This is a genomic window from Okeanomitos corallinicola TIOX110, from assembly GCF_038050375.1.
Classification (GTDB): domain Bacteria; phylum Cyanobacteriota; class Cyanobacteriia; order Cyanobacteriales; family Nostocaceae; genus Okeanomitos; species Okeanomitos corallinicola.
Genome location: NZ_CP150886.1, coordinates 3,609,245 through 3,635,895 on the forward strand (window position 1 = coordinate 3,609,245; position 26,651 = coordinate 3,635,895).

The following is a 26,651-nucleotide window of genomic DNA, read 5'->3' on the forward strand; positions in this document are numbered from 1 at the left end:
CTATTACCTGGAAATTTTCTCAAAATTTGTCAGGAGTAAATTATCCTATCACTGACTTTTTACTCCTGACAATTGCATTGTAAATTTATTTTTTATGGAAACATCAACAAAAAGAAACAAAAATTGATTAAGCTAGTCCTACCAACTTAGCACTTAGTTCCCACATCTTTTCAGCTTTTGCATCGTCGCTGGCCTCGTTGGAAACTTTTTGCACAAAGGACTTACCTTCTTTTTTCTGTCTATTTCCCCAACTCCAATACATTCCAGATTCACTGTAAGCTGGATCAGTAACTACATCGGCTACTCTTTTACCAGCTAGTTCTTCAGAAACAAACCCACCAGTAATGTACTTCTGGAAGAGAGGGAACAGTTTCTGGAACAGGGGATAATGGTTACGGAATAAGGGGGTTGTTGCTACACAACCAGGATATAGAGAACTAAAGGTAATACCAGTTGACTCATGATAGCGTCTGTGTAATTCTCTCATCGTCAAGACGTTACAAACTTTACTATCTTTATAGGCCTTAACAGGTTCAAATTTCTTGCCATCAATCATAGTTTGAGGTGCTTTAAATCCTGCTTCAAACCCTTTCAAATCTCCCAAATCTGGACGGGGGGGAATTTTTCCACCTAACTCATTGGGGTTATGGGTGACAGTTCCCAAAATTACCAGTCTGGGTTCAGCAGCAGAAGACTTTTGTAAATCTTCCAACATCAAGTTACACAGTAAAAAATGTCCTAAATGGTTTGTCGCTACACTTAACTCATATCCATCTGGACTATATAAAGGTTCTTTTAGCAAGGGCATATAAATAGCCGCATTGCAAACCAAAGCATCTAAAGATTTACCAGTAGCTCTAAAGTCCTGGACAAATTTTCTGACACTATCTAAAGAAGCCAGGTCTAAATGTATGATACTATAGCTATCCTGCGGTATTCCCGCAGTTTGGGCTGCTTGTTGGGTTTTTTCCAAATTTCGACAGGCCATAACTACGTGCCATTTACCAGTTGCTGCTAAGGCCTTTGCAGCATACAAACCCACACCAGAGGATGTACCTGTAATTACAACCGTTGATTTTTCCATGTTAATCAGACTGTCTTAATTTTAGTTGAGTTTTTCTATGTTCTCATGTTCCGTTGCTTATGAAACAGAATGAATCAGTCAGTGCTAGTTTAGCATTGCTGATAAGTGTAAAATTTTTGAAAAAAGTAGCATAACTTGTATTCTTGAGTACCAGAAATTTGGGCCAAAAATTTGGGGTATTAACAGCCATACTACCAAACTCCTAAAAGTCATAGTTGATAACAGTTTTAATAGAACATGATAGATGGGTTAAAAAGAGTTACATCTTCTGAGTCTTGGTTAATATTAAGAATTTAATTGCAGCATTCAACAGTCAGCGTTCAGCTAATAGCTGAATGTTTACAATTTAATCATGACAGGATTACAGGTAAAATGAAAGCAAAATTTATCAAGTAATTGCTTGATTTTACTTAAATATGATATGATTCACATGATTTAATAAAAACTTTTCCAAATCTTTATTTTTTCCTTGGTAAAACACAAGACAATTGATAATACTTTAGTTGAATTGGATACGACTTTTAATTATCCAGAAGTTTTAACATTATATATTGAGTTCTGTAGGTGCAGTATGGTTTTTCGGAGATACTTGATTGCCTGTGGATGTGTTGGTCTTTTATCAACAGGATGCGTTGATGTAGCGGTATCATCAACAGAATATACCAAGCAAGTTGTACAAGAAAATAATGTAGCTCAATTAATAGCAGAAGTACAAGATACTCAAGAGGCTAAAAAACTCCTAACTCAAGGCAATAATTTTTTAGATGCTAATCGCTATAAAGAAGCTCTAGCATTGTACAATCAAGCCGTTGAATTGAAAAAAGACAGTGAAGAAATATGGGTAAATAGGGGTAATGCTCTAATCGCTTTACATCGCTATGAAGAAGCTCTAGAATCCTATGATAAAGCGATCGCTATTCGTCCTAATAAAAATGAAGCTTGGTATAATCGGGGAAATGCTTTATCAGCTTTGCGCCGTTATCAAGAAGCCGTCAAATCCTATGATGAAGCCATAGTTATTAATCCAGAAAAGTTTGAAACTTGGATAAATAGAGGAATTGCCTTAACAAAATTAAAAAGATACACAGAAGGTTTAGCATCTTATAACCAAGCAATCACCCTTAACTCAAATGCCCATCAAGCATACTACAATAAAGCTTGTAATTATGCCCTGCAAAACAATCTTTTATTAGCTGTTGAAGCATTAGATAAAGCCATCAAAATTCTCCCTGAAAAATACAAAGAACTAGCAAAAATAGACACAGATTTTGATAAAATTCGTGATCAAAAGCAATTCCAGGAAGTCTTAAAATGATAATGTTATCTTTAATTTATCAACAATGAAATTCTTGTGAATCAAGGCTTTGTAATTTAGTTTTAGATTATTTAACTGCTATCGAGGGATATTGATGATTTTCATAAACAGTATTTTAATCTATAGGAATCATAGAGATTTTTTTGATATCTGGTAACTTATGTTTAATTTGTTGCTTTAACTGATCTTGTTTTTGAATTAAATTCGAAATTAAATCAACTAGCTTTGTACTATTTGGCTCAAATAATTCCGTTGGGCTAATAATAGGTGGTTCTAGATCAAAATGTTGATATAATCCGGCAAATTTATCCTGGTAACTTACACAGGCAACAGGAGTTTCCTGTCCTAAACAAGCAATAGCTAAATGCATTCTACTACTAATAACATAATCAATATATTTAACTATTGCTTTCAGTTCTGCCGCTTGACATGGGAAAGGAATTTTAAAACAGCTAGACTTAATATGCATGGGAAGTTTTTCTATGATCTTATTAGCTAGTTTATCATCACTTAAATTACCCTGAATATTCCGAAAATCATGGGGCAAAAACATAAAACTTAAATTCGTATTTTGTTCCGACACCTTAATTATACTATCTACAAAACTTTGAACTAAAGTGTCAGTTGTCTGTTCAGGTAATTTAGAAATTAATAAATTATTGACATTTATCCCTAATATCTTTTTGCCTTGATTTCTTTGAGTTTCGATCCATTGAAATGATTTGTCAACTTTTTCGGAGGTATCAATAGGAGATAATAAAAAAGCTAAGTCAGCTACTAAGTTAACAGAGGCGGATGGTATTTCTGTTATTAATCTTTGGTAAGAAAATATATCTCTTGCATAAAGCCTAACTTGGCTTGGCAAATCATGCAAAACCTTAACAGAAACTTGGGTGGGTTGACGATTATAGCTAAAGCCTAAAATTGCAGAGATGAGGTCTAACTTAGCAGCCATTTCTACCATTTTAACTCTTTTGAATGTTGCATAATCTGAATAGTAGCCATCCATTAAATCAGCACCTAAACAATAAAATCTTTCATACTGACTTATTCGATAGCCAAATGCTATAAATTTTCCTAAAAAACCATACCATTTTCGATAAATAAAGAAGTCTCTCATATCCAGATATTCATGGGTTTCAACTGGATACTTTTCCTTAACATTGTAGGCAACTAAACTAATATTGGTTAATCCTTTTTGTTTGAGGTAATTTACAAGTCCTACCACCATCGCTTCATCACCAAGACTACCTGGAGCAGCAGGAGGTAAAATAACTGCTGAGGAGGGGATACGACGAATAAATCCCACTGAACGTAGAAGGGATAAAATAACGGCATAAATAGAGATTAATATACTAGATGGAGAACATAAAAAAACAAGAAGTGCTTGATTCATAAAATTGATTAACCTTGTTAAACAGGAAATGATTATGCAGAGTGATTATAGCATACTGCTTTTTATATTCATGATTGTAAATATACCCGATTTTTAACATTTCTACTTACAGTCAAGAATAAATTAGTCTTAGAGGATATCTGAAACTTGTTCGTGTAACTTTTAATTGAGGCGTTTGTGGTCAAAATAAAGTTTTGTGATGGCATTTAATATTTCTAGATTTTATGTTAATTTACTTATTGTTATTGCTGAGAGACTCAATTATTCGGGGATTTAAATATTTTTAATCAGTGAATCTGATATATACAACCAGCAAAATACTTACATCAAAACCATGCTCAGAATTAAAAACCTCAATAAAGCTTACAAAACCAGAAAAGTTCTACAAGATTTAACATTTAATATTTCATCAGGAGAAGTTTACGGTTTACTAGGTGCAAATGGAGCAGGAAAAACCACCACAATTAATATTATTTGTAACTTACTTCATGCTGATAATGGACACATCACCATTAATAATCAACCAATTTCCGAGAATACCAAAAAATTTATAGGTATTGCACCCCAAGAAAACCTCTTATACAAAACTCTTTCCTGTGCAGAGAATCTTAATTTTTTCGCTGATATTTATGGTTTAGATCAACAAACAAAAAAACAACAAATAGATGTAACTCTTACTGCTGTTAACTTATTAGATAGAGCAAACAGTCCTGTAGAAACCCTCAGCGGAGGAATGCAAAGAAGATTGAATATTGCAGTTGCTTTAGTACATCAACCCCAATTAGTCATTCTTGATGAACCAACTACAGGTTTAGATATAGAAGCAAGATATGAAATTTGGGAATTAATTAAGCAACTCAAAAATCAAGGACTGACAATTTTATTAACAACTCATTTATTAGATGAAGCAGAAAGACTATGTAACAGAATTGGGATTTTGAAAAATGGTAAAATCTTAGCAGAGGGGAGTTTATCAGAGTTAAAAAAATTAATTCCTGGAGAGGAGGTGTTAGTATTAAAAACTACCCAAGAAGAAGAGGCGATCGCCATCGCTGAAAAATCTGGTTTTATCACCCGACGTTATGGTAGTGATTTAACATTTTTACTCCCAAACCCCTTAGAATTAAAAGAAATTCTCACCATCTTTGATCAAATACCCATTGATTCTATTTCCCGTCAACCCATCCGCTTAGAGCATATTTATGTAGAAATAACTAAAGGAGATAGGTAACAGTTGAAAATGAGGTGATAGGTAGGGTTTTTTCATTCCCTAAAACAGGTAAAATTGCCAGGGTAGATGGGGACAAAAATCATGGGTACTGGTCTTGCTCTCACATACCTCTAAGATACAAGGTTGGGTTGAAGAGAGTGAAACCCAATATCTAAAAAAATAACTATTCTTTTTTAGTCGCTATCCCAAATTTCACATTAGGAATAGTTCTCAATTTATCCATAATTCCTACAACTTGACCATGTTTAATACTTTCATCTGCATTCAAAACCACTACTAATTCTTGATTAGTTTTTGATTGTTTAGTTAACTCAGTTCCTAAATCTTCTAACTGAATGGGTTGTTTATTTAAAAACATTTTTCCAGTTTTATCTACAGTCAATGTTAACTTTAAGGAAGTGGTATTTTGTAATGCTGTAGATGCTTTTGGTAAATTAACTGGTAAACTTTCTGATTTTGTTAAAAACAAAGTTGACATAATAAAAAATGCCAAAATCGCAAAAATAACATCAATCATGGGGACGATGTTAATTTGTGCTGGTATATCTGGTTCATCTGGTAGTCGCATATTTATTCTTTCTCCTTTTATAAGGACAATGGTATAGTAATTTTAACTCTTTTCTATACTCTTTGATATAATCCTCTAAAGGAGAAAATACCTAGATTTTTAATTGATTGATTGTTGAATTAATGGTTGATAAATTCGCTAACGTTTTCAATCTCTACCATATTTTTACGAGTAAATCTTCTCCCTCCTGCTACTGTTCTTGCAGGACAACCGCGATTTGGTGCTGAGGGAAATTGAATCGCTATGTATTCATTCTGAATAATTGGTAAAATTGAAACCAAAAGTAAATACAAAATAATGCTTAATACTGGTTGAAATATATCAAGTATTAATTTGCATAGAAGATAGTCATATTTTGTAATTTTCATGATTATCTGAAACCTATTTAAAAGAATGTTTACCAAGATTTTTTCGAACATTCTCTAAGTTTGTTAATGACTTATCGGTAGATGAGGTTGAGAATTACGCACTTCTTTACAAAAGTTTACATTAAATGCACCCTTCTATATATCCCACTTCGGGTAATTTACCTACTCTATACCTAGTTACCCGCTGACCATCGGTTTCAAAAATCACTCGATAATTTTGATCAGCTTTATCTTTAGGAACAAAAGTTAAATAATGTCCATTGTTATTATAAGGATGTGGTTTAACTTGAATTTGTCCACCATACAGTGATTTAATTCTTGCTTCTGAATCACCAATTTTTGCCCCGGAAATTGTGGTAATTTTGGGGTTATCTATATCTACTCTTGCAATTATATCACTGGTAATATATTTTTGACGACTTTTAGCTTCATCTTTTGTCACCATAAAGGAAACACCTTTGAGTTCTCCTTCTGTTTCCAAATAGTAACAACTATCATTTCCTGCATAGGAAACATACAAACGATTTTTCACAGCAAGAGCAGCTTCAGGAAGATTCATTCCTATTTTAATTGCACCAATACCATTAATAGCTACTTTTGCTTGAGAAGTTAATTTTGTTTGTGCTGTTACTATTCCCACAGTGAAAATAGAAGCGGTTAAGGTCAGAGTCGCAATAGTTAGGGTTTTTATTTTCCCGTTCATCGTATTTTCAGCTATTTTAAGTAGTTGATATATTTTAGATACAACATCAAATAACTATTTTCGGATTTCTAAGGATAAAATTTTGTTAATTTTAATTTTTTGGATTTTCCTGATGCGAGTATAAATGTCAGTGAAGTTTTTTATAAATTAAGTTTTTATTTAGGATTGATAAAAAGTTTATTGAATTCATTTATAACCTTATTTGTGAGACTCAATGAAATAAGTTGACATTTAAAACTATACAATAAATACTGAAGCAACAATTTAATTTTTCAGCTAAAATCTTAGTAAAATACATAGTTCCCATATAAATTAGTAGAGCTTATTTGATTCGGGTGCATAATGCGATTAGCTCTATTAACAGCTAAATTTTGATTCTCAACAGAAAAGCTCAAAAATATCCAGAAAACAGCGACAGACAATAGTATATAGATGAATTAATAGGGTGTCTGAAAAACTACCAAATTTAACGCCTCGCTGAACAACGTCACCACAATATTTGAGCGATGAATAGTTTATTTGGTACTTGGACTAGCAGACTAAGAAAAAATTCTTTATTGCTGGTGCTGTCAATCTTGCTGCCAATTTTTGGTATTAGTAATACTGTAATGGCAGCAGAAAAAATATATGTTTCTTATTCTATTCTAGAAATTCCTATTCCTGTAATTAGTTTGGAAAAGTTTACTAAAACGGGAAATATTGATCAGGAATTAGCGGGTTATCAGGATTATATTGCACCTCAACAATTGCAAAAGTTAAGGGAAATTCTGCTGAGATCAATAAAAATAAGTCCTGCTGTTGCTACCCAATTTTTATATACAGAACAGGGAGAATTTTTGCTACATAGGTTGGCAAAATTAATTAAAAATAAATCTGCTTATACTGAAACAGCAGTAAATGATTTACGTAATGCTATTATTTTTGCATCCAAAGAACCAGGAGGATTAACATTCTTAAATATTTTAAGCCATTATCCTAGTATTAGTATCCATGTTGACTTAGCTAATAGCTTAGAAATAGCTGGGGAATTGGAAAATCTAATTACAGAAACTAATCAAGCGATCGCAACTATTCAAGAATTATCAAAAATAGAATCTGCTACTGGATCAAAAACCAATTTATCTCAATTACTTAGCTTACAAAAACCCAAAAAAGTCACATCAAAAAACATCAGGTTAGACTTTTTTGATGCGACCAGAAATCGCTCTTTGTTAACTGATGTTTATCTACCTAATGTTCAGCATCCTACACCAGTAATCGTGATTTCTCACGGATTGGGTTTAAATAGTAGCAACTTTCACTATTTAGCTAAACACTTAGCATCCCAAGGATTAGCGGTAGTTCTTCCCAATCATCCTCAATTATTTACTAGTCATAATCATAATAGTAAATTTAAAGAAGCCAAAGAATTTATCAATAGACCTTTAGATATAAAATATATCTTAGATCAACTAGAGAATTATAACCAATCTAATCCACAGTTTCAAGACAAATTAAACTTGCAACAAGTGGGAGTAATGGGACAGTCATTTGGTGGTTATACCGCATTAGCTTTAGCTGGGGCAAAAATTAATTTTCAACAATTAGATCAAGACTGTCATCCAGATAGGCTACAAAATACTTGGAATATGTCTTTATTGTTGCAATGTCGAGCCTTAGAATTATTACCTAAATCTCAAAGAGAAGATAATTCCAACTTGTCAATTGACCTCCAAGATGAGAGAGTTAAAGCAGCGATCGCTATTAACCCAATCACCAGTTCTATTTTTGGGAAATCTGGCTTAAATCAAATCCAAACCCCTGTCATGTTTATTAGTAGCAGCGAAGATACAGTTGCACCTGCTTTATATGAACAAATAATACCTTTCTCTTGGTTAAATAATCCTGATAAATATCTTGTCATGCTAATTGGTGGTACACATTTTTCCACTATTGGTAATAGTCAACCAGGAAGTAAGCAAATATCATTACCCGCAGATATGGTTGGGAATGCTTCTCAAGCCCGTACTTATATTAATGCTTTAAGTTTGCCTTTTTTCCAAACCTACGTATCTCGAAAACCAGAATATATACCCTATTTAAATGCAGGTTATGCTGCAAATATCGCTGATAAATCATTAGGTTTAAGTTTCATTCAGTCTTTAAAAAATCCACAATTAGTGCCAACATTAGATAATAATATTCAAAAACAACTCCCTTTTACCATAATTGAATTTGGATATTGGATATTAGCCATTGCCGTATCTTTACTTCATATAATTATTTTTGTAATGTTTTAGAATATAATTAAATACGAATTACAAGTTAATAATTAAGAACTATTCTGTGCAAGGCTTTCTCAATTTAAACAAACCCTATGACTGGACTTCCCATGACTGCGTAGCAAAGGTAAGAAAACTGTTACGTTTAAAACGAGTGGGACACGCAGGAACTTTAGATCCAGCCGCAACTGGTGTATTACCCATTGCTGTGGGAAAAGCCACCAGACTATTACAATATTTACCCAGTGAAAAAGCTTACAAAGCTACTGTCCGCTTTGGAGTACGTACAAATACTGATGATTTACAAGGGGAAGTTATCATTTCTCAGTCTTGCCCTGATTTAAAATTAGCAGATGTAGAAACAGAAATTCCCCAATTTATCGGTAAAATTGAGCAAATACCCCCCAGTTATAGTGCTATTCAAGTAGAGGGTAAAAGATTGTATGATTTAGCACGTCAGGGTGAAAAAATAGCAGCACCAGTACGGTTAGTGGAAATTTTTAAGATAGACATTTTAGACTGGCGTGACAGTGATTTCCCGGAATTGGATCTAGCGATCGCCTGTGGTGCAGGAACATATATCCGAGCGATCGCCCGTGACTTAGGAGTAATATTAAATACAGGCGCAACACTGGCCGCTTTAACAAGGACAGAAAGCAGCGGCTTTCACCTACAAAATAGCCTTACCCTAACAGAACTAGAAAACCAACTACAAACCGGCACATTTCAACCCATCCCCCCAGATGCAGCTTTAGAAAAATTACCTTCTGTGAATTTACCAGGAACATTTGCCAAAAAATGGTGTCAAGGTCAGCAAGTGTCCGTAGATCAAGATGTGTTGGGAATAGTGCGAGTATATGAACAAGAAACCCGCTTTCTAGGAATTGGGCAAATACAAGATCATATCTTAATTCCTAAAATGGTTTTTGAACCCATTTCCTAGCTGAGAAAACTTCTCAATATTTAGTAGAAATACGGAATTTGGGTTTTGGAATTTGAAAATGAATTAAGTATCAAGGGAAATCTGACTATGATAACTTTACAAAAGTATATTAATTCTCTCTTAAAAATTGCTGTTGGGCTTTCCCCTACACTAATTATTTTATCTAGCTTTTCTTTACCGTCTTTAGCACAAATTACCCCAAATCACTCACCAAAAACCGCACCTACGCAGCAAACAAAAAATCTCCAACTTGCACAGATGATTAAATTCCCATCATCAGCAGATCGAGGCAAACCAAAAAGATCAGGTGCAGGAGGAAGAAGAGGCAATTCATGTATTATTTCCGAAGAAGATAAACAATCTTTAACAGCAATAATGCCAACATGGGATAATGAAGGAAAAACAACTAATGATACCTCCAAATTATACATTTTTGTTCCTCAAAATAAAACAGAAAATGGCGAATTTGTAGTTATAGATGAAGAAGGAAACAACATTTACGAAACCAATTTTACACCACCAAATCAATCAGGAATAGTTGAAGTAAATATCCCCGCTAATGCTTCTCTGAAAGTCGGTAAAAAATATTATTGGTACTTTACTTTAATTTGTGATGATCAAGATAGAAGTAGAGATGAGTATGTATCCGGGTCATTAGAACGTACTAACATAGGCTCTTTACTAAATAGTTATATTCAGCAAGCAACACCTCTCAAACAAGCTGAAATTTACGCCAGGAATAATATTTGGTATGACACTATTTATAATGTTGCTTCCTTGCGAAAGGAAAACCCGCAACTATGGCTAGGATTGTTAGAATCAGTTGGTTTAAAAGAATTAGCAAACCAACCTTTTGTAGAATTAGGTAAACCAAAACCATAGGAAATCAGGATACCAAAAAACTCATAGTTGCCAATTATTCCCAGGTTGCTACATCTCTTAAAACACTGGGAATTTCCCCCTGAGATAAGGGAAACTCTAAGACAGTTTCTTTATATCCTAAATATCCCGACTCAGTAAAAGACATTAACATTCTTGCTAAAGCTAACCATACCTCAGATTCATATTCCCAATCACTACCACGTCTAGCACGGCCAGCAATAGAACGTAAAGCCCAAAAATAAGAATTTCTGACTACCGAACCACCTTTTTTAAATTCAGGGACATCCTCACGGTGAATAAATAAAACTTGATTTTCAATTCTTGCTCTCATATTTATAGCAGGTGACAGGTGACAGTTTAAAAAGTCATTTTTACACAATTTTAACTGCTAATGATATTTGTGTTTGCAAGGTTTTTAGTAATTCTAAAGTTTTATGGTAAGCAAGTGTTTGTTTTTGCTGTGCAAACTTTTCTGATGCTATTTGCAAATCAGCGATCGCTCTTTGGTATAATCCTAAATTATAGTTAGCTATGCCCCGATTTAAGTAAGCCTGAGCATGACTAGGATTAAGTCTAATGACTTGGGAAAAATCATACTTCGCTCCCATATTATCCCCACTCCGTCCACAAATACAACCCCGATTAAAATATGCTCTCTCATCATCGGAGTTTAAATTAATTGCTAAATTAAAATTTTCCATAGCTGCGGATAAATTTTGTAACTCAAAATAACCCAGTCCTCTGTCATTATATATATCAGCTAATATTAAATTACTATCGGTATTATTTTTAGGAATATTACTTATAGCTTGGTTATAATCAGTAATAGCCTGAGAAAAATTGCCTTGTGCTGCAAAAGCTATTCCCCGATTATAATAAACACGAAAATCATCTGTTTTTATAGCCAGTGCTTGGTTATAATCTTTAATAGCATCTACATAATTTCCTTGTCTGTATTGTGCTAATCCTCTGTGAAGATAAACCTCTGAATCTTGAGGTAATAAATTTAATGCTTGACTACAATCTGCGATCGCTTCATGATAATCTTGTATTTGTAAATAAGCTAAACAACGATTTTTGTAAGCTGCTGGATACTTATTCTGTTGTTGAATTGCCAAACTTAAAGACTTAATAGCAGCTTGGTAATTATCTTGCAGCATTTGATTTACACCCAATCTAAACCAATCACTTGCTGTAATTTCACTTTGTTCTAAAGCTAATGAATTCGCATCAAAAGATGAAAAAATCATAGCAAAAATAATCATGAAACTGAAAATTAATCGCCAGAAATAAATCATCAACATCTCCTTTGAAAATTTCAGCATTATTAGTATTACAAGAGTAGCGGGACAAAAAGCCCCGCACATTGTCAATTATTCAATTACTCATTCACTTATTTCCAGCCATTCTCTGCTTGTGCCATTACATAAGCTGCAACATTTTCAATTTGCTCAGGTTGTAAACGGCCTTTGAAAGCTGGCATAGCATTTTTACCATTTGTCACTTGATAAATGATTTTCTCTGCTGAGTACATATCGTACTTTTCCAAATCTGCTTGACTCAAAGTTTTGGCAGCATTAACTACATTTTTACCGCCCAAATGACAAGCATTACAATTAGCTGCAAATATTGCTTTTCCCGCCGCTGCATCAGCGGCTAAAGCTGGACTACTGAAGGCAAAAGTGAAAATTGTAACGCCTAACAACAATACGGAAATAATCTTTTTCATGTCGTGTTCTCTTTACAGCAATTATTGATTAATTGTCATATCCAGGATAATTATCTTTTGATTAAGTAGCATTAGTCAAACGACAGGTTGTCAAACACCGATGTATGTAAAGAAAGGTTAAATATTACATTACAAGAGTAGCGGGACAAAAAGCCCCGCACATTGTTAATTATTCAAATACTAATTAACTTACTACCAACCAGCACCAGCTTGTTCCATTACATAAGCAGCTACATCAGCAATTTGTCCATCATCAAGACGACCTTTAAAGGCTGGCATAGCATTTTTACCATTTGTAACTTGAGAAATAATAGCTTCTTGGGAGTACATACTATTACCTTCCAAGTGTTCTTTACTCAAAGTTTTGGCAGCATTTACTGTATTTCCACCACCTAAATGACAAGAATTACAATTAGCTGCAAATATTGCTTTTCCAGCCGCCGCATCTGCTGCTAAAGCAGGACTACTAAAAGCAAAGGTGAAGATTGTAACAACTAAAAGTAATACAGAAATAATCTTTCTCATGTCGTGTTCTCTCTACAACAATCGTTGCTCAGGGATATTGTTCTTTAATTATTCTCTTTAAATGTAGTTCTATTAGTCAAGAGACAGGCTGTCAAACTTGGCTTAAATTATTAGTGATAATAGGCTATTAGGTATGATGAGCAAGGGTTTAGGAAATATATTAAAAGTATATTAAATCGGATTTATAAATTTATAATTAAGGCAATAATAGTAAATTAAATATTAAGAATATGAAGGAAAAAATATAAATTTCTTATAATCTCATCCCTCATATTTGCAAGACTATTATTTATTTGCCAACTCACTGATAGCTGCTTCACTCACCCGACAAATCCGCCAATCTTCTAAAATATCTGCACCCATACTGCGGTAAAATTCCTGGGCAGAAACATTCCAATCTAAAACACTCCATTCTAAGCGTCCACAATTGCGTTCTACAGCTATTTTTGCTAACTTATTCAGTAGTGCTTTACCAATACCTTGACGGCGATAATCTGGGAGAACAAATAAATCTTCTAAATAAATTCCTGGCTTAGTTAAAAAGGTAGAATAATTATGAAAAAATAAAGCAAAACCTACCGCTTGACCTGCAACTTCAGCTACAATTGCCTCTATATATTTTGTATCACCGAATAAATGATCTTTTAAAGCTTCAGCATTACCAGTAACAGCAGCAGATAGTTTTTCATATTCTGCCAATCCTTGAATCAATGCAAACAAAGCATCACTATCATTTGGTTCTGCAAAACGGATAATTAAATTAGTTTGAGAAGTCATTAGTCTTTAGTCTATAGTTGACAGTCAATAAATAGTTTATAGCTAAGTGTGTAAATTTGCTTAACTAATAACTAATCACTAATAACCAATGACTAATGACCAATGACTAATGACTTAAATTAACCAACCCTTTAAACGTTTAGCGATATGGGGACGGCGTAACTTGCGCATGGCTTTACTTTGAATTTGTCGCACTCGTTCACGGGAGAGGTTAAACATATTACCCACTTCTTCGAGAGTGCAAGGTTCGCTAGTTGTAAGTCCATAGCGTAAAGAAATGACATCTTTTTCCCTGGGGGTGAGGACATCACCTAAAACTTCCCATATCTCCTGACGCATCATGTTTTCATTCATTTTTGCTTCTGGAGATTGGTTATCCTCATCCTCCAACAAGTCCATTAATTCCGTGTCTTCTTCCTTACCAACACGGTGGTTTAAAGATAATGCTTGACGACGCAGTTGTTGTAGTTGACGCAGTTGCTGAACACTAATTTCTAGATATTCAGCCATTTCCGTTTCTGTTGGGTTGCGAGCGAATTTTTGTTTAAGTTCTCGCTGGGCTTTTTTCAGTTTGTTGAGTTTTTCAACAATGTGAATAGGTAGACGGATAGTGCGAGCATCATTGGCGATCGCTCGTGTAATAGCTTGACGTATCCACCAATAAGCATAAGTTGAAAATTTATAGCCTTTATCGGGATCAAACTTTTCTGTAGCGCGATTTAACCCCATAGCCCCTTCTTGAATTAAATCTAAGAAAGGAACGCCCCGGTTTAGATATCGTTTAGCAATAGAAACTACTAACCGCAAATTTGAGCGGATCATTTTCCGCTTTGCTACCCTTCCTTGATATAATCGGCTTTCTAATTGTTTTTCTGTCAGATCAAATCTAGCTGCTAGTTCACTTTTACTAGGAGTGTTTCCCAGTTCAGCTTCTAGAGATGCTTGTAGATCTTTGACATCTTCCAAAAACTTCACCCGACGAGCTAATTCTACTTCTTCTTCCGCCTTGAGCAGAGGATAACGCGCCATTTCCTTAAAAAACGCGCCCACAGCATCATCATGTTCGGTTTTATTGTATCCCGAAGGACGAGCAGCGGCCATTTGATCCCCGTCTTTCGTTTCTGAGTCCAAATTTTCGGTAATTGAAGAGTCTTCAAATACTACTGCATCTAAACTATCAAGTGATGGTTCTTCATGATCAGCAGCATTATCGAGTGTTTCCATTTTTCCCAATTCAGCAATATTCATAGTTTCCTTTCGGGATTTTTGCTTTGTTTGGTACATAATTTAGTGACAGCTGCTCATTAGAGGACTGGTAGCTTTCCCCATAAGGACAAATACACCCATTTACTTAGCCAAATACAATCTTTTTGAAAATTCCTGTAAGAATTTAGGATTCAGTAGAGGTTCAAAACTGTTAGGGTTTTCTAGTTTGGGAGGAAAGGAGGAAAAACACCTTTACCCTTGTAAGTTTTCCCCAACTAACTAATCACTCTCAGACTAATCAAGTAAGTAGTATTGAGTAGGGGTTTAGTACGGCTCAACCCAGATAAAAATCTGGAGTTAGCCAAGATTAGGAATAGCAAAGATTTTCAAAAACATTAAATTCAGTCAGTGACATCCTAACAAATACTGCCAATTTTTTGTGTTTCAGCCTCGAAAGTTACTAACTCATAGCTGATGGCTAAATACCTACAATTCCTAATTGGCAAGGAAAATCCGTGTCTGCTAGTCATGTTTTGGTTAATCATAGAGACAAACCATATTGCCATTGCACCCAAAATACCATCTTTTCCCGCTACCAGTAGGCTGATTCCTCATTTCTTTCTTAATCACCAAATCTGTCAAATCCCCTCAAACTTTCTCAACTTTAACAAATATAAAAATTCCATCTAAAGATCCTATATCTTAAATTTTCATGTATTTACCCAAATTTTTGTGTGAATTTGATTAAGAAATTAAAGCTTCCTAAATAATCCAAATTACAAAAAACATAGTTTAAAATCCGGATAATCTTGATTGTTTAAAAGCATCTCATACAGGCAACATATTGAATATCTATCAAGAGATGGAAAAAGTCTACTCCTTATTTAGTAACCTCAAAAAACCATTCTATAACTTCTAATATACCTTGATTTATGTAGTTAGCATCAAATAGTTATTGCACATACTGTAGAAAACAATTTGTTTAGTAAAATACATAAAATATAAATTATCAAGTATGATTAACAATAAAAGTATTGCGAAATACAGTTTACCTGTAGTAAAGTAGGGAATTAAGTTTAAGTAAGACTGGTTAACTATATCCAGTTAAATGAGCAAATATCTATTAAAAAAGCCGAAAATATGTATATTCAGGATATAAATTTATCTTCTTTATTTGTCGCTGAACCAGGAGAGTTATACCAGTCAAAAATAAATCTTAATCAATGGATTGAAGTATTAGTAGATTGTCCAGGAAGTACGGATTTATATACATACAAATTACCAGAACAGTTAGAAATAAAACCAGGGGATATTTTGACAGTTCCCTTTGGATCACAACAGGTAGGAGCGATTGCAATTAGGTTTTTATCTCAACTTCCAGAAAATTTAACACCAGAACAAATTCGGGAAGTAGAAGATGTTGTTAGTAAAAGTTTTTTTCCTAGCAGCTATTGGCAATTACTTAACCGGATTGCTGCTTATTACTATACGCCCCTAATTAAAGTCATTCGGGTAGCTTTACCACCTGGTTTATTGGGGCGATCGCAACGTCGTCTGCGTTTAACACCCCTGGGAAAAAACCAAGATGTTTCCAGTAATACGGCTGTTTTCATGTCACCAACCGCCCAACAAGTGATCCAACTTTTACAAAAAACCCCCAGTGGTGACTATAGTTATTATTACATTCAACAAAAAATTAAATCTGCTTATAGAGGAACTCGTGAATTAATTCGCTTAGGATTAGCAGAAAATTACCTAGAACCACCAAAAATAAATCAACCCAAACTCCAAAAAGCAGTCACATTATTAGATAACAACGAAGAAGATTTAACACCCCGGCAAAAAGAAATTATCGAAGTTTTAAAACGACAAGGTGGAGAACTATGGCAAACAGAATTATTACAAACTTGTAGCACCAGTACATCTACTTTAAAAGCCTTAGAAAAAAAAGGTTATGTAGTAATTGAAGAACGGGAAAAATTACGCAGAGAACAAAACCCCTCCGTAGCTGGGGATCAAGCCAAATCTTTAACAGCAGCCCAAAGCCAAGCCTTAGAAACCATCAAAACATTAAATCAATTTACCCAAGTTTTATTACATGGAGTCACAGGTTCAGGAAAAACCGAAGTATACCTCCAGGCGATCGCCCCCCTCCTCAACCAAGGCCAATCGGCATTAGTATTAGTCCCAGAAATTGGACTCACACCCCAACTCACAGATAGATTTCGCGCCCGTTTCGGCAACAAAGTCCAGGTTTATCACAGCGCCCTTGCCGATGGTGAACGCTACGACACCTGGCGACAAATGTTTACCGGAGAACCCCAGGTAGTTATAGGAACACGCAGTGCCATATTTGCCCCCTTACCCAACTTAGGCATCATCATCCTCGACGAAGAACACGACAGCAGCTTTAAACAAGATGCACCCATCCCCACCTACCACGCTCGTACAGTTGCCCAATGGCGTGCAGAATTAGAAAATTGCCCCCTCATTTTAGGTTCTGCTACCCCCTCGTTAGAAAGTTGGGTGAGTGTGAGAAACCCGGAAACCCCACCCCCTAGCCCCCTCCCCGCAAGCGATGAGGGGGGACAAGAACATATTTATATTTCACTTCCAGAACGCATCAACTCCAAACCTTTACCACCTGTAGAAATAGTGGATATGCGCCATGAGTTGAAAGCAGGAAATAGATCGATATTTAGTAGATCCTTACAAACAGCTTTAGAAGAGTTAAAAGCAAACAAACAACAGGGAATATTATTTATTCATCGTCGCGGACATAGCACCTTTGTTTCCTGTCGTAGTTGTGGTTATGTGTTGGAATGTCCCAACTGTGATGTGTCCTTAGCCTATCATCATGTAGAAGCAGGAGCAGCCGAACTATTAAGATGTCATTATTGTAATTATGGGCGATCGCATCCTCCCCACTGCCCCGAATGTAGTTCACCTTACCTCAAATTTTTCGGTAGTGGTACACAAAGAGTCTCTCAAGAACTTAACCGTCAATTCCCTCACCTAAAATTAATTCGGTTTGACAGCGACACCACCCGCAACAAAGGCGCACACCGTAACCTGATCACCAAATTTGCCAACGGTGAAGCCGACTTATTAGTAGGAACACAAATGCTCACCAAAGGTTTAGACTTACCCCAAGTTACCTTAGTGGGAGTAGTTGCCGCTGACGGATTACTGCATTTATCAGACTATCGTGCCAATGAACGGACATTTCAAACCCTCACCCAAGTTGCTGGGAGGGCAGGAAGAGGAGAAGATCCAGGGAGAGTAATTATTCAAACCTACACCCCAGAACACCCAGTCATTGAAGCCGTCAAAACCCATGACTATCAATCTTTTTGTGATGCAGAATTAGCAGAACGGGAAGCTCTTAATTATCCACCCTTTGGTAGATTAATCTTATTACGTTTGAGTAGCCTTGATCCCATTCAAGTCCAGAATACAGCCCAAATCATCGCTACAAATTTCAGTGAACAAACAGGGTTTGAAATATTAGGTCCAGCACCCGCTAGTATTTTACGAGTAGCTAACCGTTATCGCTGGCAAATATTATTAAAGTTTGCTCCTGATGCACTGCCGAATTTACCAGACTGGGGAGAAATCAGAGCGCTTTGTCCTGCTTCAGTTAGTTTAACGATTGACGTAGATCCAATTAACATCATGTAACTGATTAGATAGTGTAATCTAATACATTTTCACAGTATTAGTGTAATTAAAACATCACATTTTTTGATATTCTTGCTGGAGTAAAAAATATTCTTAATACTAAATTCCACAAACATCTCGAAAATTGTTAACTAAGATTGATAAATTGGGATGATATAAAACATTATCTAATTCCTAGCAACCAAATTTACCATTAAGTTAGGTATGATTTTGTAGCACTGATTGATTATAAATTTAGTTTAATTGAGTAATAAATAGATGGGACAAGGTTTTTTACAAATTGTTTTAACATTGTGTATTGTGATAACTATTACTCCAAGATTAGGAGGATACATAGCTCGTGTCTTTTTAGGAGAAAGTACAATACTTGATCCGATTATGAATCCCATAGAGAAAATCATATATTTAATCGGGGGCGTTGCCAAAGAAGAAGAGATGACAGTTTGGCAATATATTCGGGCATTAATCAGCAGTAACCTAATTATGGGGATTTCTGTTTATTTAATAATTGCTTTTCAAGGAATGCTACCGGGGAATCCTAATAACTTGGGTATGCCTACATGGGATCTAGTTTTACATACCACAGTTTCTTTTTTAACTAATACTGATCAACAGCATTATATAGGAGAAACAACTTTAAGTTATTTTAGCCAAATAGCAGCTTTAGGGTTTTTAATGTTTACTTCCGCTGGCACAGGTTTAGCAGTGGGAATTGCATTTATTCGAGGTTTAACTGGTAGAAAATTAGGTAATTTTTATGTTGATATTACCAGTGCAATTACTAGGATATTATTACCTCTTTCTGTGATTGGGGCGATCGCTCTCATCGCTTTAGGTGTACCACAAACATTACAAGGAACATTGGTAATCCAAAGCTTAGAAGGAGTAAATCAGTACATTGCCAGAGGTCCAATAGCTGGTTTTGAAATGATTAAACTACTAGGTAATAACGGTGGTGGCTTTTTTGCTGCTAACTCCGCCCATCCTTTTGAAAATCCCAATGGTGCGACTAATTTAATAGAAATCATCGCCATGATGGCAATTCCGGCATCCTTAATATATACATACGGTGTATTTGCTAATAACCGCAAACAAAGTTGGTTACTATTTTGGATGGTATTTATAATTTTTGCGATCTTAATTTGGATAGCAGCCATGGGTGAACTGCAAGGAAACCCAATTATCAACCAAGCCTTAAACACTTCACTCCCAAATTTAGAAGGAAAAGAAGTCAGGTTTGGCTGGGCAGAAACAGCATTATGGGCAGTCACAACCACCGCTACCATGTCCGGTGCAGTGAATGGAATGTATGATTCCTTGATGCCTCAAGGCATATTTTCTGGTTTATTTAACCTATTTGTACAGATTATTTGGGGAGGACAGGGAACAGGAACAGCCTACCTATTCATTTATCTGATGGTCACAGTATTTGTAACTGGATTAATGGTAGGACGCACCCCGGAAATTTTTGGACGTAAAATCGAACAAAGAGAAATATTTCTTGTCAGCATTATTTTACTGACTCACCCGATCATAGTTTTAGTACCTAGTGCGATCGCCCTAGCCTATCCTATTTCCCTCTCAGGAATAAGTAACCCCGGTTTTCATGGTATTTCCCAAGTAGCCTATGAATATGCTTCCGCCGCAGCTAACAATGGTTCTGGCTTAGAAGGTTTAAAAGACAACACCGTTTGGTGGAATTTGAGTACCAGTTTCACCATCCTCGCCGGGCGTTATGTACCCATTATTGCCATGCTTCTTCTAGCTGATAGTATGTCTGGCAAAATCACAGTTCCCCAAACTCGTGGTACTCTCAAAACCGACTCTTTGTTATTTACTGTCGTGGCCGCAAGTATAACCATCGTTTTAGCTTTTCTCACCTTTTTCCCAGTCTTAGCTTTAGGACCCATCGCCGAAGGTTTTAAACTAGCCTCTGGGAATTAGGACATCGGTAATGGGTAATCGGTAATTGGTAATTGGTAATTGGTAACAATCTTTCTCCCCCTCACCCACTCTTCTCCTGAATCCTATGAACTCTGCTGCAACTACCCCCAGATCAAAATCTTCTCGTTTTCGTCCAGGCGATCGCCGTCTCAAACGCAGAAAATCAAGAGTCAGCACCAAAGGACTCTACATCAGGGCAATTAGAGATACTTTTATTAAACTATCTCCCCAATCTGCTATTAAAAATCCCATCATGTTTCTGGTTTGGCTAGGAACGATTATTACCCTAGTTGCCACCATTTATCCCCCCATATTTGGGCCAGTCACCCAGAAAAACTCTCAACTATTTAATGGACTGGTAACAATAACCTTATTTTTAACTGTTCTATTTGCTAATTTTGCCGAGGCCTTAGCACAGGGACGAGGTAAAGCCCAAGCCGATGCTTTACGATCCACCAGAACCGAAACCAGTGCTAAAAAAATAGTCGTTGACGGCACAATTACTGAAATTCCTTCCACCACTCTGAAAACAGGTGATACTGTCTACGTTGTTGCTGGTGATATTATCCCCGCAGATGGGGAAGTCATTTTAGGTGTTGCTTCTGTAGATGAATCAGCTATCACCGGTGAATCAGCCCCAGTTCTCAAAGAATCAGGCTCAGATGTTGCTAGTTCTGTTACCGGCGGTACACGTATTATCTCCGATGAATTAATCATCCGTATCACCACTGATCCCGGTAAAGGATTTATTGATCGGATGATTGACTTAGTAGAAGGGGCAGAACGCACTAAAACACCCAATGAAATGGCTTTAACAATTTTGTTGGCAGTCCTAACTTTAGTATTTTTATTTGTAGTCACAACCCTGCCCGCCTTTGCTTACTACGTCAACAGTCCCATTAATATTACTGTCTTAATCGCCCTGTTAGTAGCACTTATTCCCACTACCATTGGCGGCTTACTTAATGCTATTGGCATTGCAGGTATGGATAGAGTCGCCCAATTTAATATTATTGCTACTTCAGGACGAGCAGTGGAAGCATCAGGAGATATCAACACTCTCATATTAGATAAAACAGGTACTATTACCCTTGGTAATCGCTTGGCAGAAGCTTTTATACCCATCAATGGTCATTCAATGGCAGAAATAGCTAATATTGCTTTAGCCGCTAGTATATTTGACGATACCCCAGAAGGTAAGTCTATAGTCAGACTCGCCGAAAAATTTGGGGCAAAATTTGATATAGACCGCAAACAGGCCCAAGGAGTAGAATTTTCCGCTAAAACCCGCATGAGTGGGACTAATTTACCCGGTGGCTATGAGGCCAGAAAAGGCGCAGTAGGTGCAATCAAAAGTTTTGTCCGTTCTCGTCATGGTAAGGAAACCCCAGAATTAGATACAGCTTATGAGGAAGTTTCCCATCACGGAGGTACACCCTTAGCTGTTTGTTTAAATAACGAAATTTACGGTGTCATTTATCTCAAAGATATTGTTAAACCTGGCATCCACGAACGTTTTGACCAACTACGACGTATGGGTGTGCGTACTGTCATGTTAACCGGAGACAACCGCATTACCGCTGCTGTCATTGCTAGAGAAGCCGGAGTAGATGAATTTATTGCCGAAGCTACACCAGAAGATAAAATTACTGTCATTAAACGGGAACAGGCAGAAGGTAAATTAGTAGCAATGACGGGAGATGGCACAAATGACGCTCCTGCTTTAGCGCAAGCTAATGTTGGCGTAGCTATGAATACGGGAACTCAAGCCGCAAAGGAAGCCGCTAATATGGTGGACTTAGATTCTGATCCCACCAAACTAATTGATATCGTCAGCATTGGTAAGCAATTATTGATTACTCGTGGAGCATTAACAACTTTCTCCTTTGCTAATGATATCGCTAAATATTTTGCTATTCTCCCTGTAATTTTTGTTGCGGCTAATTTAGAAAGTCTGAATTTTATGAAGCTAAATAGTGCTAATTCAGCTGTGCTTTCGGCATTAATTTATAATGCTTTGATTATTCCATTTCTGATTCCTTTAGCTTTGAAAGGTGTTAAGTTTCGACCTTTGAGTGCGAATCAACTCCTACAACGCAATATCCTTATTTATGGTTTTGGTGGGGTGATTACTCCATTTATTGCTATTAAATTAATAGATGTTTTGATTACATTTGTTGGCTTAACTTAATAATAGATAAAAGGTGAATGAGAATATAAATTTTTGAATTACCAATTACCAATTACCAACTATGCTATTTATTCGAGAAACTTTCCGCGCTCTGCGGATGACTTTATTACTTTGGTTATTAGCTGCAATTATCTATCCTTTAGGATTAGTATTTTTTGCTCAGGTTGCTTTTCCTTACTCTGCAAATGGTAGTCTTGTTTTAAACATAGATGCTCAACCTATTGGTTCTTCCTTAATTGGTCAGGTTTTTATTTCAGATAAATATTTTTATAGTCGTCCTAGTGCGGTGAAATATAGTCAAGGTAAAAAAGCTATTCCTCTGGGCATATCAGGCGGTAGTAACCTTGCTCCTAGTAATCCAGATTTAACTAATAGAATTATTGAGGTAGCATCAGAATTTGAAGATAAAAATATACAACCTACTGCTGATTTAATTTACTCTTCTGGTTCTGGGTTAGATCCTCATATTTCTTTGCAAGCAACACGACAACAGTTGGCTAGAGTTTCCCAAGCACGTGGCATTAAGGAAGATGATATTATTCCTTTAATTAATAAGTACACAGATGGTAGATTTTTAGGGATTTTTGGTGAACCAGGTGTTAATGTTTTACGTTTAAATTATGCTCTTGATCTACAAGAAATTAACCGTAGACAAAATCAATAAATTAGCTATTAATTATTATTAGTTATTAGTCATTTGAGCAAATTTACAGTTATTTTATGTATTCAGAAAAAAGGGGAAAGCATAAAATATTTATTGGCATGGCTCCTGGAGTTGGTAAGACTTACAAAATGTTGGAAGAAGGACACGCACTGAAACAGGAAGGTGTTGATGTTGTAATTGGACTTTTGGAAACTCATGGACGCAAGGAAACCACAGAAAAAGCTGAGGGTTTGGAAGTAATATCCCCAAAGTTTTGGCATCGTGGTGATTTAATGTTGCCAGAAATGGATACACAAGGAATTATTAATCGTTATCCTCAACTAGTGTTAGTTGATGAATTAGCCCATTCTAATGTCCCCGGTTCTTCTAGACAAAAACGTTATGAAGATGTGGAGGTGATTTTGGCTGCGGGTATTGATGTTTATTCAACTATGAATGTTCAACATTTGGAAAGTTTGAATGATTTAGTTGCTAGAATCACTGGGGTAATTGTGCGTGAACGTGTTCCAGATCGCATTTTAGAAACAGCAAATGAGGTGTTAGTGGTAGATGTAACACCAGAAACTTTACAGGAAAGATTAACTGAAGGGAAGATATATCCACCCCAACAAGTTCAACAAGCTTTAAATAATTTTTTTCAAAGACGTAATTTAATTGCTCTGCGGGAGTTGGCTTTACGAGAAGTGGCTGATAATGTTGAAGATGATGCTTTTGCTGCTAATTTACAAGGCCAAGTTTGTAGTGTTCATGAACGGGTTTTAGTTTGTATTTCTACTTATTCTAATTCTTTGCAATTGTTACGTCGAGGCGCTAGGTTAGCAGGTTACATGAATGCTCCTTTATATGTTTTGTTTGTGATGAATCCTGATCGGTTTTTAACTAAGGAGGAAAGTTTACATATTGATATCTGTGAAAATTTATGTCAGGAATTTACAGGAACTTTTATCAGGTTTAATGGTAGTAATGTGGCTCAAGCAATTGCGGAAGTAGCCGCAAAATACCGTATTACTCAAATTGTTATTGGGGAAAGTCAACGATCACGGTGGGAAATTTTTTTTAAGGGTTCTTTAACTCAAAAGTTGGTACGGTTACTTAAAAATATTGATTTACATATTATCGCTACTGAAAAAGTATAATTTTTATATTTAGTCTCAGATAAAATTTACAAGCTATTACTTGATAACTATTCTGACTTCTGTATGATTTTTAAAAGTGGTGGCTTTTATCAGTAACTAAGGTAACATTTAAGATAGGCTTGTTTTTGCAATTATACTGGAATTTCAATAAATGCACCCGACTCGTGTGATTGGTTTAATGAGTGGCACTTCTGTTGATGGCATAGATGCTGCTTTGGTGGAAATTGTTGGTACAGATTTAGATTTAAAAGTTGAGTTATTGGCTGGGGAAACCTATCCTTATCCTCCTGAACTACAAGAAAGAATTTTGGCTGTCTGTGCTGGTGAGGCTATCTCAATGGCTGAATTAGCTGAATTAGATGATGCGATCGCTCTGGTTTTTGCCCAAGCTGCCCAAAATATTCAAACTGGTTATCCCCCTGCTACTTTAATTGGTTCTCATGGTCAAACTGTTTACCATTTACCTCCCCATAAACATGGAGAAAATCATCAATCTCTCGGCTATAGTTTACAACTAGGTCGAGGCGCTGTAATTGCCAATTATACAAATATTACTACTATCAGTAATTTCCGTGTGGCTGATATTGCTGCTGGTGGTCACGGTGCGCCTTTAGTTCCCAGGGTTGATGCCTATTTACTGAGTCACCCCCAGGAATACAGTTGTATTCAAAATATTGGTGGTATTGGCAATGTTACTTATATGCCTCCTCGGTGTGATGATTGGCTAACCCAAATTCGTGCTTGGGATACTGGCCCTGGAAATAGTCTCCTCGATTTGGCAGTACAGAATTTTAGTAATGGTACTAAAAGTTACGATGAAAATGGTGACTGGGCTGCTAGTGGTAATCCCTGTTTTGCTTTGGTAGAACAATGGTTAAGTCAAGATTATTTTCATTTGCCACCACCTAAATCTACTGGGCGTGAATTATTTGGTGTAAATTATTTACATCAGTGTTTACAAGACTGTCAAGCCTATCAACTCAGTCCAGCCGATGTACTAGCAACTATTACGGAGTTAACAGCCTCTTCAATTGTTAATAGTTATCGCAATTTTTTACAAAGGATGCCAGACCGGGTATTATTATGTGGGGGCGGTAGTCGAAATCTTTACTTAAGAAATAGGTTACAGTTACTGTTGGGGTCTGTAACAGTTTTAACTACAGATGATATCGGCTTAAATGCAGCTTTTAAAGAAGCGATCGCTTTTGCTGTTTTAGCCTATTGGAGACAGTTAGGTATTCCTGGCAACTTACCAACTGCCACAGGAGCAATTCAAGAAGTGCTTCTAGGAGAGGTAAACCTGGTGAAAACTTGACTGTGAGCCAGTAAGGATATAAATAGTTACATTGGTTAAACACTGATTAAATAACCCAGTTGAAGTCTTTCTACTTAACCCTTAGTGATAATTAACTTGTTGAAAAAACTAAAGGAATTTACAAGGTGACTCACAGTTTTTTATTAGAACCAGGACGCTGGATGATGCAGGGGAGTTGGCTGGAAAGGGATAGTATGCCGATCAGTTTTAAAGGTATGACTATGGTTGTCTGGGATCGTGATGACTGGTTTTCTATGGTCACAAAACTGGTTTTCCCCGGTAGCGATCGCCTAGAAATATCTTGTCAATATAAAGGTAGACTCCACGATAGCGATCGCCAGTATACTTTTTTACTCCAACACAATATCTTAGGCCAAATTGAAGGAGAGGGTTGGATTTGCCCAGACACTATAGTACAACGTTACTGGGTATTGGGCGATCGCCAGCGTCGTAGCGGTTTTGAAACTCTCCATCAAGTTTCTGAGAATAATTACTATCTAACTAGCGGTATTCTTGCTGGACATTTCCTCACAAGTACCATGGAAGCAAGTTTAGAACGTCAAACATAAACAGTATATTTACGATAAAAATAACAGTTGGAATACTCTAAGTGGAAAGGTAATATAACTTTACACATTCAATTTTTAGTCACTAAATATACTATACACTTGCAATAAGTGATATCATAGGTTGATGTATGAATTAATGTCACAAAAATTTATAAAATTATAA

General features: G+C 36.0%; 23 protein-coding genes. 12 read left to right on the forward strand and 11 right to left on the reverse strand.

The annotated features are described in order from the left end of the window. Window positions 1-127: 127 nt before the first annotated feature. A complete protein-coding gene (locus WJM97_RS15755; RefSeq protein WP_353929738.1) occupies window positions 128-1,084 on the reverse strand; it encodes a protochlorophyllide reductase in 957 nt (318 codons plus the stop codon). Between the two features lie 571 nt (window positions 1,085-1,655). On the opposite strand from WJM97_RS15755, the gene WJM97_RS15760 reads away from it, so the two are divergent. Continuing rightward, the gene (locus WJM97_RS15760) at window positions 1,656-2,399 is read left to right on the forward strand and encodes a tetratricopeptide repeat protein (RefSeq protein WP_353929739.1); all 744 of its coding nucleotides are present in this window, start codon (window positions 1,656-1,658) and stop codon (window positions 2,397-2,399) included. A 115-nt stretch (window positions 2,400-2,514) separates the two neighbouring features. Here WJM97_RS15760 and WJM97_RS15765 read toward each other — a convergent pair whose 3' ends face one another. Beyond that, on the reverse strand, window positions 2,515-3,795 hold the full coding sequence (locus WJM97_RS15765; RefSeq protein WP_353929740.1) for a polysaccharide pyruvyl transferase family protein: 1,281 nt from the start codon (window positions 3,793-3,795) through the stop codon (window positions 2,515-2,517). 334 nt (window positions 3,796-4,129) lie between these two features. On the opposite strand from WJM97_RS15765, the gene WJM97_RS15770 reads away from it, so the two are divergent. Further along, window positions 4,130-5,026, forward strand: coding sequence for an ABC transporter ATP-binding protein (locus WJM97_RS15770; protein ID WP_353929741.1), 897 nt, complete (start codon window positions 4,130-4,132; stop codon window positions 5,024-5,026). 163 nt (window positions 5,027-5,189) lie between these two features. On the opposite strand, the gene WJM97_RS15775 is transcribed toward WJM97_RS15770, so the two are convergent. The 3 genes from WJM97_RS15775 to WJM97_RS15785 all read right to left on the reverse strand — a co-directional run bounded on the left by WJM97_RS15775 (window position 5,190) and on the right by WJM97_RS15785 (window position 6,665). Continuing rightward, complete coding sequence (locus WJM97_RS15775) at window positions 5,190-5,594, reverse strand: biopolymer transporter ExbD (protein ID WP_353929742.1); 405 nt, start codon at window positions 5,592-5,594, stop codon at window positions 5,190-5,192. 119 nt (window positions 5,595-5,713) lie between these two features. Beyond that, window positions 5,714-5,962 carry a hypothetical protein gene (locus WJM97_RS15780; RefSeq protein ID WP_353929743.1) on the reverse strand — a complete coding sequence of 83 codons (249 nt, stop codon included), beginning with the start codon at window positions 5,960-5,962 and terminating at the stop codon, window positions 5,714-5,716. 121 nt (window positions 5,963-6,083) lie between these two features. Further along, window positions 6,084-6,665 (reverse strand): hypothetical protein, encoded by a 582-nt coding sequence (locus WJM97_RS15785; protein ID WP_353929744.1) that lies wholly within the window; start codon window positions 6,663-6,665, stop codon window positions 6,084-6,086. 506 nt (window positions 6,666-7,171) lie between these two features. Here WJM97_RS15785 and WJM97_RS15790 point away from each other — a divergent pair. The 3 genes from WJM97_RS15790 to WJM97_RS15800 all read left to right on the forward strand — a co-directional run bounded on the left by WJM97_RS15790 (window position 7,172) and on the right by WJM97_RS15800 (window position 10,751). After that, on the forward strand, window positions 7,172-8,944 hold the full coding sequence (locus tag WJM97_RS15790; protein ID WP_353929745.1) for an alpha/beta hydrolase: 1,773 nt from the start codon (window positions 7,172-7,174) through the stop codon (window positions 8,942-8,944). Between the two features lie 46 nt (window positions 8,945-8,990). Continuing rightward, a complete protein-coding gene (gene truB, locus WJM97_RS15795) occupies window positions 8,991-9,869 on the forward strand; it encodes a tRNA pseudouridine(55) synthase TruB (RefSeq protein ID WP_353929746.1) in 879 nt (292 codons plus the stop codon). A gap of 87 nt (window positions 9,870-9,956) precedes the next feature. Further along, entirely contained in the window at window positions 9,957-10,751 is a 795-nt protein-coding gene (locus tag WJM97_RS15800) for a DUF928 domain-containing protein (protein WP_353929747.1), read from the forward strand. A gap of 34 nt (window positions 10,752-10,785) precedes the next feature. On the opposite strand, the gene WJM97_RS15805 is transcribed toward WJM97_RS15800, so the two are convergent. The 6 genes from WJM97_RS15805 to WJM97_RS15830 all read right to left on the reverse strand — a co-directional run bounded on the left by WJM97_RS15805 (window position 10,786) and on the right by WJM97_RS15830 (window position 15,066). Further along, on the reverse strand, window positions 10,786-11,082 hold the full coding sequence (locus tag WJM97_RS15805; protein WP_353929748.1) for a hypothetical protein: 297 nt from the start codon (window positions 11,080-11,082) through the stop codon (window positions 10,786-10,788). Between the two features lie 40 nt (window positions 11,083-11,122). Beyond that, a complete protein-coding gene (locus WJM97_RS15810) occupies window positions 11,123-12,076 on the reverse strand; it encodes a tetratricopeptide repeat protein (RefSeq protein WP_353929749.1) in 954 nt (317 codons plus the stop codon). Window positions 12,077-12,144: 68 nt separating this feature from the next. Continuing rightward, window positions 12,145-12,480, reverse strand: coding sequence for a cytochrome c6 PetJ (gene petJ / locus WJM97_RS15815; RefSeq protein WP_353929750.1), 336 nt, complete (start codon window positions 12,478-12,480; stop codon window positions 12,145-12,147). 192 nt (window positions 12,481-12,672) lie between these two features. Next, window positions 12,673-13,005: a cytochrome c6 PetJ gene (gene petJ, locus WJM97_RS15820; RefSeq protein ID WP_353929751.1), complete on the reverse strand. Its 333-nt coding sequence runs from the start codon at window positions 13,003-13,005 to the stop codon at window positions 12,673-12,675. Between the two features lie 285 nt (window positions 13,006-13,290). Further along, window positions 13,291-13,782, reverse strand: a complete 492-nt coding sequence (locus tag WJM97_RS15825) for a GNAT family N-acetyltransferase (RefSeq protein WP_353929752.1) — start codon at window positions 13,780-13,782, stop codon at window positions 13,291-13,293. 114 nt (window positions 13,783-13,896) lie between these two features. Next, on the reverse strand, window positions 13,897-15,066 hold the full coding sequence (locus WJM97_RS15830) for an RpoD/SigA family RNA polymerase sigma factor (protein ID WP_353929753.1): 1,170 nt from the start codon (window positions 15,064-15,066) through the stop codon (window positions 13,897-13,899). 1,062 nt (window positions 15,067-16,128) lie between these two features. On the opposite strand from WJM97_RS15830, the gene priA reads away from it, so the two are divergent. From priA to WJM97_RS15865, 7 genes are all read left to right on the forward strand, one after another. Then, window positions 16,129-18,669, forward strand: a complete 2,541-nt coding sequence (gene priA / locus WJM97_RS15835; RefSeq protein ID WP_353929754.1) for a primosomal protein N' — start codon at window positions 16,129-16,131, stop codon at window positions 18,667-18,669. A gap of 258 nt (window positions 18,670-18,927) precedes the next feature. Further along, window positions 18,928-20,613 carry a potassium-transporting ATPase subunit KdpA gene (kdpA, locus tag WJM97_RS15840; protein ID WP_353929755.1) on the forward strand — a complete coding sequence of 562 codons (1,686 nt, stop codon included), beginning with the start codon at window positions 18,928-18,930 and terminating at the stop codon, window positions 20,611-20,613. Between the two features lie 85 nt (window positions 20,614-20,698). After that, window positions 20,699-22,804 (forward strand): potassium-transporting ATPase subunit KdpB, encoded by a 2,106-nt coding sequence (kdpB, locus tag WJM97_RS15845; RefSeq protein ID WP_353929756.1) that lies wholly within the window; start codon window positions 20,699-20,701, stop codon window positions 22,802-22,804. 61 nt (window positions 22,805-22,865) lie between these two features. Beyond that, entirely contained in the window at window positions 22,866-23,468 is a 603-nt protein-coding gene (gene kdpC / locus WJM97_RS15850; RefSeq protein WP_353929757.1) for a K(+)-transporting ATPase subunit C, read from the forward strand. A 56-nt stretch (window positions 23,469-23,524) separates the two neighbouring features. Continuing rightward, on the forward strand, window positions 23,525-24,604 hold the full coding sequence (locus WJM97_RS15855) for a sensor histidine kinase KdpD (protein ID WP_353929758.1): 1,080 nt from the start codon (window positions 23,525-23,527) through the stop codon (window positions 24,602-24,604). Between the two features lie 151 nt (window positions 24,605-24,755). Then, window positions 24,756-25,919, forward strand: a complete 1,164-nt coding sequence (locus tag WJM97_RS15860; protein WP_353929759.1) for an anhydro-N-acetylmuramic acid kinase — start codon at window positions 24,756-24,758, stop codon at window positions 25,917-25,919. 125 nt (window positions 25,920-26,044) lie between these two features. Beyond that, window positions 26,045-26,488 (forward strand): hypothetical protein, encoded by a 444-nt coding sequence (locus WJM97_RS15865; protein ID WP_353929760.1) that lies wholly within the window; start codon window positions 26,045-26,047, stop codon window positions 26,486-26,488. The last annotated feature ends 163 nt before the right edge of the window (window positions 26,489-26,651 follow it).